This is a genomic window from Bacillus sp. EB106-04-02-XG92 (assembly GCF_058791995.1).
In genome coordinates this window covers 279,887-293,836 of the sequence record NZ_JBYTEA010000001.1, presented here as the reverse complement: position 1 = coordinate 293,836, position 13,950 = coordinate 279,887, and the positions used below count along the sequence as shown (strand labels likewise).

The following is a 13,950-nucleotide window of genomic DNA, read 5'->3' as shown; positions in this document are numbered from 1 at the left end:
AATGTGACGGAATTGTGACATATGAAAGAAAAGTGTTTACAAGAGGTCATATATAAGTTATATTTAAGACCTCTTTTTTCTTCATAGTAGAATTGCTAATTCCCCTTAGCATTTTACCCCTCTAATCCCTTCAGGAAAACTGAAGGGATTTTTTATTATTTTTCCGTAAATATCATGTTATAATTTTTGAAAAGTAAAGGGAGGGAAGCACGTTGATAGATGCATTAGATGTAATGAGTAACTTGGATAAAGTCCTTCCTTATTATCAAGCTATTTTTAGTGCTGATGAGCATACTGTAATTGGATATGAAGTAGTAGGGCGTATTCAAACAGAAGAGGGCATACAAAGTTTAGCTTCTTTCTTTCATGATGATTCTATTCCAAGTGAGTTTCAACTGGAAGCGGATAACATTATAGTAGAAAAAGCTTTAAATCGTTATTTGGAAAGTGATCAAAAACTATTATTATTTATACATCGGAATGCGAACGTATTAATGAATGATGATGATGAAAGTTTACTGCAACTTTTATTGATGTATGAAGAGCAAGGTTTAAATTTGAAACACATTGTTTTAGAGATTACAGAACATGAATGTAAAGAAGATATAGAGCAATTTAATCATTTGCTTATGTATTATCGTACATATGGTATTCAAATTTCGATTAATAAAGTCGGAACGGGTACAAGTAATTTAGAACGTATTAGCGTGTTAGCACCGGACATTTTAAAAGTAGATTTAACAAACTTAAGGCAAACCGCACTTTTACAATCTTATCAAGATATTTTATATTCTTTATCATTACTTGCTAGAAGAATTGGTGCAACATTGTTATATGAAGAAATAGATGCTTTTTACCAATTGCAATACGCTTGGAAAAACGGTGGTAGATACTATCAAGGGAATTATTTGAAAGAATGCTTACCTGATTTTATTGAAACGAACGTTTTGAAAGAACGACTTGGTAATGAGTGTCATCAATTCATTCAACATGAGAAGAAGAAGTTACAAAAAATTTATAATTTAACAGAAATGTTACGTGACCGAATCGGTGATGTTTTAGTGAAACAGAAAAAGAATGAAGATATAAATGATTGGTTATTACAATTTAGTCAAAGTGTATCACAATGTAGTTTTCGCATATTTATTTGTAACGAAGATGGTTTTCAACAATCAGGAAACGTTATGAAAAAAGATGGGGAATGGATTGTGATGCCTGAGTATTATATGAAGAACTGGAGTTGGCGTCCGTATTTTCTAGAAAATATTATGAAAATGCGTTTTGAGAATAAGGCGAGACTTTCAGATTTATATGCTGATATTGAAACCGGTGAGATGGTACGAACATTTTCTTTCCCGATTGATGATGAAAACTTTTTATTTATAGATTTATCGTATGAATATTTATATGAAGAAGATGTTTTATTTTAATGCACGAAGAGATTCGTGCATTTTTTGTTTGTTTTTATCATAAATTGGTAATAGTGAAAATGGTGCTAAAAATGCTGTCTATCGTTGTAAAGATTTTACGAACGAAATGAGCTCTTTCTTTGCATAATCATTGTTACAATGAATACTACAAAGACAAGTTTTCTTAAAAGGAAGGTGAAAAAATGAGGAAATATGGAATATGGTTAGTTCTATTTGTATGCGTTGCCTTTCTAGTTGGTTATAGTGTTACAACTGTTTTAGGAAAAGAGGAAGTGAAAGTCGATCGGAAAGAAGTGTATACAACGATACAAAAGGGCTATGAAACCCAATTTTCACTTCGTGGGAAGCATTTGCCGATGAATAAGATGATAGAAACGTTATCACCGTATTTTACAGAGAATTTCCTTCAAGTATTTACAGATGAAAATAGTAGAAGTGATAAACAAAGTGGTGAATATTTACTTCCAGCAAAAGAAGCGCCATTTTCTTTTAATTCAGAAACGAAAATGTCATATGATGAAGAGCATAAAATTTTATATGTATATGAGCGGGCGAAAAGTGGACAATATCAAATTGTAACATTGCAAAGAGATCAAGGGAAATGGAAAATGGCTGGATATCATGAAAGCCAAGAACTTTTAAGTGAAATAAAAAGGTTACAACAATTATAAAGTGAAACTTTCCTTAGTAGGGGACATATCACCTAATTATTAACCCGCCACAATTGGATGTTTACTTCCAAAAAAATAGCGGGATAAGAATAGGAATAGGTCTTTACCTATTCCTACTCTAGATTGAGAAGTTGTTGTAATTTTTCAATTTGAAAACCAGCAACAACTTCTCCGTCAATTACAACCGTTGGAGTTGAATAAGAATCATAGTCATATAAAAGACGATTGCGTGCAGCGGCGTCTTTTTTTACGTCAAATTCTTCGTATACAACGTTATTATGTTTTAAAAATTCTTTCACAATGACACATGGCGGACAATCAGGTTGTGTGTAAACCTCAATTTTTTTCATTGTAATTCCTCCTTTTTACTGTTTTTTATTATATTCTTCCAGTATAAAAATCGCAATAAAGAAGGGAAAAGATGTTCTTTCTGTTTTTTCCTTCGTATTTCGACAAATTTTTAGTTGAGTTTCTGGCCAATAACCTTTATCCTAGAGTGTGGAACATTTTTTCTGTTATGACGGATAGAATGAGTATAGCTGTAAAACCTATTGGTAGGAAGATCAGAGAAAGGAGAGATTTCATGTCTCTACTCCAAGGAATTTTAACTCGACTTGTTAGTCTACAAGAACAAGCTGAAAGCGGTGAAGTAGCACAACGCTATTTTGAAGTGAACGGTGAGCGCAAATGTAGCGTGAAATTTTTCGATAAAAGTGAAATGTATGAGTTAGAAGTGTATCAACAAGGTGAAAAACCTCAAGTGTATCAATTCGATAATATCGACATGGTTGCAATTGAGATTTACGATATCATTTCTTGATACATATAAAAAAGGTGTTGCCATACGGCAACACCTTTTTTAGTTCTATTACTTTTTAACATATATGTATAGGGATTTTTCATTTTTCCTACAATGGTAATAAAGTGAAATTGTAATCAGTAGAGATTCTTATTTCTATACTGATTAGTAGCTATCACCAATTTGGTATTTACGGATAGTAAATAGGGAGATAAACATAATGAGGAGGTGTGTTGTATGGAACGTTTACCAGTTGTCATTTGTCCTAATTGTCACAATGCTGCTGAGATTATTCATGTATTAACGGCTCAATCAAATCAAAATGTAATTTATACGTGCCAAGTTTGCCAGTATGTAATTCGGAATATTGAAACGAATAAAGGATAGGAAGTTATAATTTCTATTTTTGTCCCATACAATGAGAATACGAAAAGTCTGTCTAATTGAAAGGACGTGACTATATGGCCGGTGAACATAAATTTTATAATGTTTCAGAGAGACATTTAAATTTTGATATGGTCTTTACCCGTATTTGTAATTTCATTGAAAAGGATCCACGAAATTTATATCGCTTATCCATTGGGACAGACTCACAAGCACATCAAAAGGATACGAGATTTATTACGGCAATTCATATTCATCGCGTCGGAAAAGGAGCCTGGGGATGTTTACACCATCAATCAGTAAAAGATAAGCCAGCAACTTTACGTGAGAAGATATATTTAGAAACACAGTTTAGTCAAGAAATCGCCTGCTTATTTACTCCCAATCATATACAAACAATATGGGATTTATTGCATCCATATGCTCAAGATGGGGCTGGATTTATAATGGAAATTCACTTGGATATCGGAAATGATGGCTTAACAAAAGAATTTATTCTAGATATGACAGCGAAAATTCAAGCGATGGGATTAACGGCAAAAATTAAGCCAGATGCATATGCGGCGTTTAGTTATGCAAATCGATATACGAAATAATAACAATTTTTATATATCTTTCACTAAAAACTGAATATTACATCTATTAAATAGGCTGAAAATTTTATATAATAGGAGTAACGATGCGAGTATAAGGAGAGGGGTATATGAAAAGGGAATTTGTTTTAACAGAAGAAGAGGAAAGTTTGTTACTAGATATTTTATTTCAGCAAAATTATGCGAGTGAAATTTTAGCTGTGGAACTTACAGATATTGAGAATGGTTTAAAAAAGACAGATGTGATGCAATATAAAAAAATCACAAGGTTATTTTACAGATTAAAAAATAAAGGGTATTAAGCGCTACCGGAATGGTAGTCTTTTTTTTGTGTTGTATGCTAAAATAGCTGTGTAATTTTGTTTTTTCCTGAAATAATGTAAGGACAAAATAATAATATGAAAACGCTGTCATAAAATGTGAATAGAGCCGGTGATTATAAGTAGGAAAAAGGGAAAATGGGGGATGTAATATGATTAGTATTCCAAAAGACGAGTTTCAACAAATTTTTGTGAAAGATTTAATGATTTCATCCGAAAAAGTAGCACACGTCCAAATAGGGAATGGTTTAGAGCATGCTTTACTCGTACTTGTGAAATCTGGATATTCGGCGATACCTGTTTTAGACCCGATGTACAAATTACATGGGTTAATTAGTACTGCTATGATTTTAGACGGTATGTTAGGGTTAGAGCGCATTGAGTTTGAAAGACTTGAAGAAATGAAGGTAGAACAGGTGATGAAGGAAGATATTCCAGTTCTTAAGTTAGAAGATTCCTTTGCAAAAGCATTAGAAATGACAATTGATCATCCTTTTATTTGCGCTGTCAATGAAGAGGGATATTTTGAGGGGATTTTAACACGTCGAGCGATTTTAAAATTGTTGAATAAAAAAGTAAGACAACATAATCGATAATGTGAGAAAAGTGACTTCATAGAAGCGGAGAAGTCACTTTTTTTTCGTGCATATCAGTTGTGTATGTATTATATTTAAAAAGATAAAAAATATAAGAGTATGTGTTTAAATTAAGGATGAAAAGCTTGTTGAGATAAGGTGTATGGAAGCTAAGGAAAGAGGGAGAAAGTTGCAAATTGATGATTTTCAAATGATGGTTGTGTTAGCACAGGAATCAAATATGAGAAAAGCGGCGGAACGTTTATTTGTTTCACAACCTGCGCTTAGTCAACGATTACAATCTATGGAGAAACAATGGGGAATGAAGTTTTTTATTCGTTCGCAAAAAGGATTGACAATTACACCTGAAGGGGAAAAAGTCGCAAATTATGCAAAAGAAATGCTACAAAAGGAAGAGGATATTAAAAGTGAGTTAGCTATTTTTAGAACAGAAACTCACGGAACGTTAAAAATAGCTGTTGCATCAGTTATTGGTCAATATTGGCTTCCTCCTGTTTTGAAGAAGTTCGTGCATAAATATCCTTCTGTGAAAATATCACTGTTTACTGGCTGGAGTAGTGAAGTACAAAAGCAGTTTTATGAAGGAGATGTTCATGTTGCTATATTAAGGGGAACACAAGAATATAAAGGTCAGAAGCAACAATTATTTGAAGATGAACTTTATTTAGTGGATAAAGAAATAAAAGATATTTCGATGTTAAAAGAAACAAATAGACCTTTTATTCAATTTAAAAGTGATTCCACTTATTATGGACAAATACAAAATTGGTGGTATGGTTTATTTTCTAATCCACCTAAGAGAACAATTGTCGTTGATCAAATTGAGACTTGCAAACAACTCGTTTTAAATGGCATAGGTTATGCTCTTTTACCTTCCACTGTTTTAAAAGAAGTACAGGAAAATATGTATAAAACACCTGTGCAATTAACGAGAGAAACATGGTTATTGACGAGTGAATCAGCTAGACAATTGAAGCAAGTACAAGCATTTTTAGAAATTATAGAAGAAATTCAAATGGAAAAATAGGATTATTATCTTGCTACTCGCTCTATCGTTTGGTAGAGTAACATTATAAATGGATTTAGGAGGCAACAAGAATGAAAATGATGGACGCTAACGAAATTATTTCGTTTATTCAAAAAAGTGAAAAGAAAACTCCTGTAAAGGTATACATAAAAGGGGATTTAAAAGAAGTAACATTCCCTGAAACGGTACAAGCATTTGTAAATAAAAAGTCTGGTGTGTTATTTGGAGAATGGTCTGAAATTAAGACAATTCTTGATGAAAATAACAAGAATATTGTTGATTACGTTGTTGAAAATGACCGTCGTAATTCTGCAATTCCAATGCTTGATTTAAAAGGTATTAAAGCTCGTATTGAGCCAGGCGCAATCATTCGTGACCACGTTGAAATCGGCGACAACGCTGTTATTATGATGAATGCAACAATTAATATCGGTGCTGTAATTGGTGAAGGTTCTATGATCGACATGAACGCAGTACTTGGTGGACGTGCAACTGTCGGTAAGAACTGTCACGTAGGTGCTGGTGCAGTACTTGCAGGTGTTATTGAGCCACCTTCAGCAAAACCAGTTATCGTTGAAGATGATGTTGTAATTGGTGCTAACGTAGTTGTGTTAGAGGGAGTTACAGTAGGTAAAGGTGCAGTTGTAGCAGCAGGAGCTGTTGTAACAGAAGATGTACCTCCATATACAGTTGTTGCGGGTACCCCAGCACGTGTAATTAAAGAGATTGATGAGAAGACAAAAGCAAAAACTGAAATTAAACAAGAGCTTCGTCAATTAAACCCAGAGAAATAAAAACAAAAAAAGCGTAAGGGCATAAACGGGCTCTTACGCTTTTTATAGATAGAGGTGCAAAAATGGCAGTAAGCAAATTCATTCAAATTCGTAGAGACTTACACAAAATACCGGAAATTGGATTTAAAGAGTGGAAAACACAACAGTATATTTTAGATTACATAGGAACGCTTTCTAATGAACATGTGGAAGTGAAAGTATGGGAAACAGGTGTCATTGTTAAAGTAAATGGAAAAAATCCAGAAAAAATTATCGGTTACCGCGCAGATATAGATGGTTTACCAATTACAGAAGAAACTGGATATGAATTTGCTTCTATTCATGAAGGAATGATGCATGCATGTGGACACGATGTACATACAACAATTGGTTTAGGCCTTCTAACAGCAGCTGTAACAGAAAGAATAGATGATGACCTAGTGTTTCTATTCCAACCAGCTGAAGAAGGGCCAGGCGGGGCTCTTCCTATGTTAGAGAGCGAAGAGTTAAAAGAATGGAAGCCAAATGTAATTCTCGGCCTTCATATTGCACCTGAATACCCTGTAGGAACAATCGCCACAAAAGAGGGGCTATTATTTGCGAATACATCAGAGTTATATGTTGATTTAAAAGGGAAAGGTGGACATGCAGCTTACCCTCATACTGCCAATGATATGATTGTTGCAGCAAGTCATCTTGTTACACAACTGCAATCCGTTATTAGTCGTAATGTGAATCCTCTTGATAGTGCGGTAATTACAATCGGAAAAATAACAGGTGGTACAGTTCAAAATATCATAGCAGAAAAGTCTCGGTTAGAAGGAACGATTCGAACGTTATCAGTGGAATCAATGAGTCGTGTGAAAAGTAGGATTGAGGCAATTGTTGCAGGTATAGAAGCTTCCTTCCAATGTGAAGCGGTGATCGACTACGGAGCGATGTATCATCAAGTATATAACCATGAAGCATTAACGAGAGAGTTTATGCAGTTCGTAAGTGAACAAACTGATATGAATGTCATTACATGTATTGAGGCAATGACAGGTGAAGATTTTGGTTATATGCTTCAAGAGATTCCTGGATTTATGTTTTGGCTTGGGGTAAATTCAGAATATGGTTTACATCACGCAAAATTAAAACCAGATGAAGAGGCGATCGAGAAAGCTATCGTATTTTTAGATCAATATGTGAAGTGGAAGGGAACTAGAAAGTAAACTCGCTTGCCAACTTTGCAACAATTTAAAGTGGGTACTTGTTAGTTAAAGGATGGAAAGGTCTTTCACATTTGTTTTGGGTGCACAGCGGCATACAAATGGATAAAATAATGAGCAGTGGTTTTGAGCCGCTGCTCATTATTCATTATCGCTTATTGAGAAGATGATTAGTTAACTAGCTTATATATGTTTACATTTCGTGTAGAAAATGTGTAAAATCAAGGTGAAACATAGAAAAAAGGGTGGGGAATTACGTGCAAATTAGCAGTGCGATATTGTGTTTCGTCTTATATGCGTATGTGATTATTGCGGCAGTTTATTTTGGGATAAGTTTTTATGCCTACCGTTTAGTAGATAATCACGAATATGACGAGACATATAAATGGGTGAAGAGATATTTATCACCTGTATTAGAAATTATGAATGGGTTTGTGCTCTTTTTATTTATTGGGTTAATTGCTTTCTCAACGAGTTTAGTAGGAAATAAAACAACATTATTTGTACTAGGTATCATTATTTTTATGTTGTTAGGTATACGGATTGGTAACACTGTGTTTTGGAATGAAAGAAAAGTAGATGGTTGGACGGGAATGCTCATTCCATGCATGCTAGCTGCTATTGTGACGAATATAGAACATGAATATTACCAGTTACATTTTTGGCTCATTATTGTATTAACAATACTCTCCGTTTTGTATATAAGTACTGTTGTGCTCACATACATTGCAAATGAAAAAGGAGATGTAAAAGGAACGCGTTTCTTTAGAGGGCGTGCATTATTTTGGAGCGTGCCGACAATGGCGGTTATAGGAATTATTGCGATATTAGTAAATGGATATCAATTTACGAATTGGCAACTGTTTTTAGAAAATTGGTGGATTTTCATTATTTCATTTATCGCTTTTTTAGGTGCGACGCATTATTTATTCCATCAACATCATTACATATTGGCATTGTTATTCGCGTTTATCCAACTATTATTTGCTTTCTTCGGACAAGAAACGTTATTATTCGTTTTTGAAACATTTAGTTCATTTGGAAACATATTTGTATTTGGTATGTTAATTTTCAGTATCGCATTTTATTTACAACAGTATTTTTATATGCAAAAACAAAAATAAGAATGACATAAAGGTTTTTGTAGCAAATTTAAAGTATGTTACAATAAAAATACATAGTATTCGATGTTATTGGAGGAATTCCTGTGGGTGAAAAAGAGAAAGAATTTGCTGTCATCGGGCTTGGACGTTTTGGTGGAAGTATTTGCCGAGAACTCGCTCAATTAGGTATGGAAGTAATGGCAATTGATTCGGATGAGGATAAAATTAATGAGTTTGCAAATATAGCTTCACATGCTGTAATTGCAGATTCAACAGATGAGATGGTATTAAAAAGTCTTGGTATTCGTAATTTTGATCATGTAGTCGTTGCGATTGGAGATAATTTAAATTCAAGTATTTTAACAACATTAATTTTGAAAGAGTTAGGTGTAAAAAATATTACTGTAAAAGCTCAAAATGATTACCATGAAAAAGTGTTAAGTAAAATAGGGGCAGATCACATTGTGCACCCAGAGCGTGATATGGGAAAAAGGATTGCTAATAATATTGCATCAAGTAATGTATTAGACTATCTTGAGCTTTCGGATGAGCATAGTATTGTAGAAATTATTGCAAATAAAAAAATTGATGGTCATTCTTTAATTGAATTAGATATTCGTGCGAAGTTTGGATTGAATATTGTAGCAATTAAACGTGGTAAAGAAGTAATTGTATCTCCTCGAGCTACGGAAAATATTCAAGCAGGAGATATATTAATTGTAATTGGTCATGACGATGAAGTAGATCGTTTTAAACACTTTTTAAGATAAGAGAAAAGGACAATACCATGAAGGTATTGTCCTTTTTCTTATATTTCCATAATGATTGGTAAAATCATTGGACGACGTTTCGTTTTTTCATATAGGAATGGTGCTAATGTGTCTGTAATTTCATTTTTTATTTCAGACCATTGTGTTGTTTTACGCTCCATTACTTTTTCTAAATGAGTTGTAATTAATGTTTGGGCATCATTAATTAAATCACTACTTTCGCGCATATACACGAAACCACGTGAGATAATATCAGGTCCTGCTGCAACTTTAAACTCTTTCATATCAATACTTACAACTACAATTACAAGTCCTTCTTCAGAAAGAATACGACGATCGCGTAATACGATATTACCGATATCTCCAATACCATTTCCATCAATATAGACAGATCCAGATGGGATTTTACCAGCTACGCTTGCTTCATCTGAACGAAGAGCAAGAACATCTCCATTATCCATGATGAAACAATTTTCTTCTGGAATACCACAATCATTTGCTAACTTCATATGCATACGTTGCATACGATATTCACCATGAATTGGCATGAAATACTTCGGCTTAATTAAGCGAAGCATTAGTTTTTGTTCTTCTTGCCCGCCATGTCCACTCGTATGAATGTTTGACAGTTTTCCGTGGATTACATCAGCACCAGCACGATACAACATGTTAATTGTACGGCTTACACTAATTGTATTACCAGGGATTGGTGAAGAAGAGAAAACAACTGTGTCGCCAGGAATGATTTGAATTTGACGATGCGTACCATTGGCAATACGTGAAAGTGCTGCCATTGGCTCACCTTGACTACCTGTACATAAAATAACAACTTTATTAGCCGGTAGGCGGTTTAGTTGAGCTGTATCTATGAATGTATCCTTCGGACAGCGAATATAACCGAGGTTTTGTCCGATTTCAATCGCTGCTTCCATACTTCGGCCAAACACAGCCACTTTACGATTGTTTTCAACAGCCGCTTCAACAACTTGTTGCAAGCGATGGATATTTGATGCAAAGGTTGCAAAGATAATACGACCTTCTACTTTGCGGAAAATATCTTGAATACTATCACCAACACGGCGCTCAGACATTGTAAAGTTTGGAACTTCACTGTTTGTACTGTCAGATAAGAGACAAAGTACACCGTCTTTTCCGATTTCAGCCATTTTTGTTAAGTCCGCTGGTTCACCAACTGGTGTGAAATCAAATTTGAAATCTCCAGTATGAACAACTTGTCCTTGAGGTGTTTTCACAACAACTCCGTATGAATCTGGGATACTGTGAGTTGTACGGAAGAAGGAAACAGATGTCTTTTTAAATTTAATAACATCATCTTCTTGAATTTCATAAAGTTTTGCTTTACGAAGTAATCCGTGCTCTTCTAATTTATTTTTGATTAGTGCAATTGCTAATTTTCCGCCATAAATCGGAATGTTTACTTGACGTAATAAGTAAGGAATTCCACCGATATGATCTTCGTGACCATGTGTAATGAATAATCCTTTAATTTTATCTTCGTTTCGCACAAAATAAGTGTAATCTGGTATTACATAATCGATTCCGAGGAGTTCGTCTTCTGGAAATTTAATTCCAGCATCAATAATAATAATTTCATCTTGAAATTGAACAGCATATGTATTTTTACCGATTTCACCAAGTCCACCTAAAGCAAAAACGGCTGCTTGATCATTCTTTAGAAATTTCATATGACTATACGATTTCCGCTAATGTTAAATCAGCGTTTTCTTTTTCATATTCAAGATGATTGCCAGTAACAGACTGAACGAACTCGATATTATATGCGAACTTATTTAATTTCTTACGAACATCCTTTTCAGACGTAGCCTCTAAATATAAAACTTTTGTATTTTCACGTACTGGAACCTCAGTCATTTTGTCTTGATAAAATACTTTAAAAATCATTTGGAAAACCTCTCCTTGTCTATGTTTTGCATTATCTGTTACTTATTATAAAGCAAACAGTCACGATTTTCATGTTTTTTCGAATGAGAATGAAGAAAAAGCCCGAAATGGGCACAATTTAAGCGATTGTCTTTTTACGGACTAGATCTTTTAAATAACGCTTGAGCTTTTTCTTCAGCTTCTTCAGCATGATTACTCCTTCCTTTCCTTATTTAAAACATGCATAGTACTAGTGAAAACGCCGTCTCTGATATAAGAAAGAAGACAAAAGTGAATGTTGAATCTTGTCTTTTCTCATACAGGGAAAGTTATTCTATAGTAACGATTAGTAGCCGTTAGTTATAGGTATAGTATGAGAAAGAATAGAAAAGAAAATTCATACGAACAAGTATCCACATTTTTTACTAATATATATATGCAGGTTTCATAAATAAGGTCAGAAAGTGAACGCTTTCTTCACAGATGTTTAATATGTTATACTTTTTTTTAGAATTTGAAAAGCGATAATCAAAATAGGAATATAGAGTAACAGAAAGGATTTTGACAAATGAATGATAAAATTGTCTTTTTTGATATTGATGGAACATTATTAGATCATGATAAGGAGATACCTCAATCTACAAGAGATGCAGTAAGACAGTTACAAGAAAAGGGTGTGCATGTAGCAATTGCGACAGGGCGTGCGCCATTTATGTTTGAAGATATTCGTAAGGAACTTAATATTCATAATTATGTTAGCTTTAATGGACAGTACGTTGTATTTGAAGACGAGGTAGTATTTAATAACCCATTACATCCAGCTGCTTTACATAAGTTTACTCAGTTTGCAAATCAAGAAGGGTATCCACTTGTCTATCTTGATCATCAAGAAATGAGAGCGTCAGTAGAATATCATGATTATGTGAAGGAAGGTTTTGGAAGCTTAAATTTTGAGCATCCGGCATATGAACCTGATTTTTATGAGGAACGTAATATTTATCAAACACTTCTTTTCTGTGAAGTGAATGAAGAGGAGAAGTTTATTAATCAGTACCCAGATTTTCATTTTATTCGCTGGCATGCGTATTCAATGGATATTATTCCAAATGGTGGTTCGAAGGCAAAAGGGATTGAGAAATTCATTGAAAAATTAGGATTTAACCGTGAACAAGTGTATGCATTTGGAGATGGCTTAAATGATTTAGAAATGATCGAAGCGGTTGGGACAGGTATTGTGATGGGGAATGGTCATGAAGACTTGAAGAAACTCGCAAATCATGTAACAAAGGATGTTACTGAAGACGGCATATACCATGGATTAAAATGGGCTGGATTACTATAGGTGAATATGGAACCCATTTCATATAATAAAAAAGGCGGAAGAGTTACTCTTCCGCCTTTTTTATTATCGCTCTAGAGGCTTTGAATCGTCAGGAGCAGCAAATGGATTTTCTTTATTAATGTGGTCATAGAACATAACACCATTTAAATGGTCAATTTCATGCTGAAATACAATTGCTGGTAAACCTTTTAAACGTAGTTTTACTTCTTCACCGTTAATAGATGTAGCTTTCACTGTAATTCTTGTATAACGAGGGACATAACCAGGTACTTCGCGGTCTACTGATAGACAGCCTTCACCACTTTGTAAATATGTACGTTCAACAGAATGACTAATGATTTTTGGATTGAATAATGCATGACTATATAACGTACCGTCCGTATCAGTTACATGAACCGCAATCATCTTCTTTGAAATACCGATTTGCGGAGCCGCTAATCCAATTCCAGGGCGTAAACTATATTTTTCAGCCATTTCAGGATCTTGGCTATTTATTACAAACTCAATCATTTCTTGAAGTGTATTTGTATCTTCTTCGCTCGCTGGTATTACTACCTCTTCTGCAACGTTTCGCAAAATAGGATCTCCTTCGCGAATGACATCTTTCATTGTAAGCATATGTAATCTCTCCTTTCCCCTTTAGTCTACCAAAGGAGATGAAAAAAGTCATCGACAAGTAGGGAAAGCGTTCTACTATAGAATATGTATGTAATAAAAAGAAAAGACGGCAAAGCCGTCTGTTTCTTTCCATAGTTGTTTCATTTTACATTAGCGAATGCAAGCAGCACCAACGATAATTAAAAGAATAAACAACACAACGATTAAGGCGAAGCCGCGTCCAGACCCGCCACAAGAACCGCCATAACCGTAGGAAGGGGTTGAACAAGTTGGATAGCAATATGAGTATCCGTACATGAGATGACCTCCTTTATCATTTCCCGCTAATACTGCGGTTACTATAATGTATGGAGAGGAGAGTAGAAATGTATGGGTAATTACCTATAAAAGGAAGAAGAGTTTGTATATTTT

18 protein-coding genes are annotated in these 13,950 nt (G+C 34.2%); 13 read left to right on the top strand and 5 right to left on the bottom strand.

All coding sequences use genetic code 11. The features are described 5' to 3' along the window. The first annotated feature begins 212 nt into the window (after nt 1–212). On the top strand, nt 213–1,430 hold the full coding sequence (locus AC3WVA_RS01440) for an EAL domain-containing protein (protein WP_048530741.1): 1,218 nt from the start codon (nt 213–215) through the stop codon (nt 1,428–1,430). A 182-nt stretch (nt 1,431–1,612) separates the two neighbouring features. Then, complete coding sequence (locus AC3WVA_RS01435; RefSeq protein WP_492321760.1) at nt 1,613–2,101, top strand: DUF3993 domain-containing protein; 489 nt, start codon at nt 1,613–1,615, stop codon at nt 2,099–2,101. A gap of 113 nt (nt 2,102–2,214) precedes the next feature. On the opposite strand, the gene AC3WVA_RS01430 is transcribed toward AC3WVA_RS01435, so the two are convergent. After that, the gene (locus AC3WVA_RS01430) at nt 2,215–2,451 is read right to left on the bottom strand and encodes a glutaredoxin family protein (RefSeq protein ID WP_048530732.1); all 237 of its coding nucleotides are present in this window, start codon (nt 2,449–2,451) and stop codon (nt 2,215–2,217) included. A gap of 233 nt (nt 2,452–2,684) precedes the next feature. On the opposite strand from AC3WVA_RS01430, the gene AC3WVA_RS01425 reads away from it, so the two are divergent. The 10 genes from AC3WVA_RS01425 (at nt 2,685) to AC3WVA_RS01380 (ending at nt 9,677) form a co-directional block, all read left to right on the top strand. Continuing rightward, nucleotides 2,685–2,921 carry a YkuJ family protein gene (locus tag AC3WVA_RS01425; RefSeq protein ID WP_000055151.1) on the top strand — a complete coding sequence of 79 codons (237 nt, stop codon included), beginning with the start codon at nt 2,685–2,687 and terminating at the stop codon, nt 2,919–2,921. Nucleotides 2,922–3,137: 216 nt separating this feature from the next. Next, complete coding sequence (locus tag AC3WVA_RS01420; RefSeq protein ID WP_048530729.1) at nt 3,138–3,287, top strand: hypothetical protein; 150 nt, start codon at nt 3,138–3,140, stop codon at nt 3,285–3,287. A gap of 74 nt (nt 3,288–3,361) precedes the next feature. Next, entirely contained in the window at nt 3,362–3,880 is a 519-nt protein-coding gene (locus tag AC3WVA_RS01415) for a ribonuclease H-like YkuK family protein (protein ID WP_000896650.1), read from the top strand. A gap of 107 nt (nt 3,881–3,987) precedes the next feature. Continuing rightward, entirely contained in the window at nt 3,988–4,179 is a 192-nt protein-coding gene (gene abbA / locus AC3WVA_RS01410) for an antirepressor AbbA (RefSeq protein WP_000817794.1), read from the top strand. Between the two features lie 170 nt (nt 4,180–4,349). Then, the gene (gene cbpB / locus AC3WVA_RS01405) at nt 4,350–4,793 is read left to right on the top strand and encodes a cyclic-di-AMP-binding protein CbpB (protein WP_166688101.1); all 444 of its coding nucleotides are present in this window, start codon (nt 4,350–4,352) and stop codon (nt 4,791–4,793) included. Nucleotides 4,794–4,935: 142 nt separating this feature from the next. Next, complete coding sequence (gene ccpC, locus AC3WVA_RS01400; RefSeq protein ID WP_048530725.1) at nt 4,936–5,820, top strand: transcriptional regulator CcpC; 885 nt, start codon at nt 4,936–4,938, stop codon at nt 5,818–5,820. Between the two features lie 71 nt (nt 5,821–5,891). Next, a complete protein-coding gene (dapD, locus tag AC3WVA_RS01395) occupies nt 5,892–6,614 on the top strand; it encodes a 2,3,4,5-tetrahydropyridine-2,6-dicarboxylate N-acetyltransferase (RefSeq protein ID WP_048530722.1) in 723 nt (240 codons plus the stop codon). A gap of 62 nt (nt 6,615–6,676) precedes the next feature. Further along, nucleotides 6,677–7,807: an N-acetyldiaminopimelate deacetylase gene (locus AC3WVA_RS01390; RefSeq protein ID WP_492321759.1), complete on the top strand. Its 1,131-nt coding sequence runs from the start codon at nt 6,677–6,679 to the stop codon at nt 7,805–7,807. Nucleotides 7,808–8,061: 254 nt separating this feature from the next. Continuing rightward, a complete protein-coding gene (locus tag AC3WVA_RS01385) occupies nt 8,062–8,928 on the top strand; it encodes a cytochrome C oxidase assembly protein (protein WP_492321758.1) in 867 nt (288 codons plus the stop codon). Nucleotides 8,929–9,011: 83 nt separating this feature from the next. Beyond that, nucleotides 9,012–9,677, top strand: a complete 666-nt coding sequence (locus AC3WVA_RS01380; protein ID WP_000504032.1) for a potassium channel family protein — start codon at nt 9,012–9,014, stop codon at nt 9,675–9,677. Between the two features lie 38 nt (nt 9,678–9,715). Here AC3WVA_RS01380 and rnjA read toward each other — a convergent pair whose 3' ends face one another. Both rnjA and AC3WVA_RS01370 read right to left on the bottom strand, forming a co-directional pair. Continuing rightward, on the bottom strand, nt 9,716–11,383 hold the full coding sequence (gene rnjA / locus AC3WVA_RS01375) for a ribonuclease J1 (protein WP_000670370.1): 1,668 nt from the start codon (nt 11,381–11,383) through the stop codon (nt 9,716–9,718). A 4-nt stretch (nt 11,384–11,387) separates the two neighbouring features. Beyond that, nucleotides 11,388–11,600: a DNA-dependent RNA polymerase subunit epsilon gene (locus AC3WVA_RS01370; RefSeq protein WP_048530714.1), complete on the bottom strand. Its 213-nt coding sequence runs from the start codon at nt 11,598–11,600 to the stop codon at nt 11,388–11,390. A 547-nt stretch (nt 11,601–12,147) separates the two neighbouring features. Between AC3WVA_RS01370 and AC3WVA_RS01365 the strand changes: the two genes are divergently transcribed. Next, nucleotides 12,148–12,921 (top strand): Cof-type HAD-IIB family hydrolase, encoded by a 774-nt coding sequence (locus AC3WVA_RS01365; protein WP_098344968.1) that lies wholly within the window; start codon nt 12,148–12,150, stop codon nt 12,919–12,921. Nucleotides 12,922–12,984: 63 nt separating this feature from the next. On the opposite strand, the gene def is transcribed toward AC3WVA_RS01365, so the two are convergent. Both def and AC3WVA_RS01355 read right to left on the bottom strand, forming a co-directional pair. After that, on the bottom strand, nt 12,985–13,539 hold the full coding sequence (def, locus tag AC3WVA_RS01360; protein WP_087958535.1) for a peptide deformylase: 555 nt from the start codon (nt 13,537–13,539) through the stop codon (nt 12,985–12,987). A gap of 150 nt (nt 13,540–13,689) precedes the next feature. Continuing rightward, nucleotides 13,690–13,836 carry a YjcZ family sporulation protein gene (locus AC3WVA_RS01355; RefSeq protein WP_048530707.1) on the bottom strand — a complete coding sequence of 49 codons (147 nt, stop codon included), beginning with the start codon at nt 13,834–13,836 and terminating at the stop codon, nt 13,690–13,692. Between the last annotated feature and the right edge of the window lie 114 nt (nt 13,837–13,950).

Excerpts from the sequence above, each read along its gene's own strand:
- ccpC (WP_048530725.1), top strand. The coding sequence starts at position 4,936 with ATGGAAGCTAAGGAAAGAGGGAGAAAGTTGCAAATTGATGATTTTCAA.
- AC3WVA_RS01430 (WP_048530732.1), bottom strand. The coding sequence starts at position 2,451 with ATGAAAAAAATTGAGGTTTACACACAACCTGATTGTCCGCCATGTGTC.
- AC3WVA_RS01365 (WP_098344968.1), top strand. The coding sequence starts at position 12,148 with ATGAATGATAAAATTGTCTTTTTTGATATTGATGGAACATTATTAGAT.
- AC3WVA_RS01415 (WP_000896650.1), top strand. The coding sequence starts at position 3,362 with ATGGCCGGTGAACATAAATTTTATAATGTTTCAGAGAGACATTTAAAT.
- def (WP_087958535.1), bottom strand. The coding sequence starts at position 13,539 with ATGCTTACAATGAAAGATGTCATTCGCGAAGGAGATCCTATTTTGCGA.
- cbpB (WP_166688101.1), top strand. The coding sequence starts at position 4,350 with ATGATTAGTATTCCAAAAGACGAGTTTCAACAAATTTTTGTGAAAGAT.
- AC3WVA_RS01390 (WP_492321759.1), top strand. The coding sequence starts at position 6,677 with ATGGCAGTAAGCAAATTCATTCAAATTCGTAGAGACTTACACAAAATA.
- AC3WVA_RS01355 (WP_048530707.1), bottom strand. The coding sequence starts at position 13,836 with ATGTACGGATACTCATATTGCTATCCAACTTGTTCAACCCCTTCCTAC.
- AC3WVA_RS01435 (WP_492321760.1), top strand. The coding sequence starts at position 1,613 with ATGAGGAAATATGGAATATGGTTAGTTCTATTTGTATGCGTTGCCTTT.
- rnjA (WP_000670370.1), bottom strand. The coding sequence starts at position 11,383 with ATGAAATTTCTAAAGAATGATCAAGCAGCCGTTTTTGCTTTAGGTGGA.
- dapD (WP_048530722.1), top strand. The coding sequence starts at position 5,892 with ATGAAAATGATGGACGCTAACGAAATTATTTCGTTTATTCAAAAAAGT.
- AC3WVA_RS01370 (WP_048530714.1), bottom strand. The coding sequence starts at position 11,600 with ATGATTTTTAAAGTATTTTATCAAGACAAAATGACTGAGGTTCCAGTA.
- AC3WVA_RS01420 (WP_048530729.1), top strand. The coding sequence starts at position 3,138 with ATGGAACGTTTACCAGTTGTCATTTGTCCTAATTGTCACAATGCTGCT.
- AC3WVA_RS01425 (WP_000055151.1), top strand. The coding sequence starts at position 2,685 with ATGTCTCTACTCCAAGGAATTTTAACTCGACTTGTTAGTCTACAAGAA.
- abbA (WP_000817794.1), top strand. The coding sequence starts at position 3,988 with ATGAAAAGGGAATTTGTTTTAACAGAAGAAGAGGAAAGTTTGTTACTA.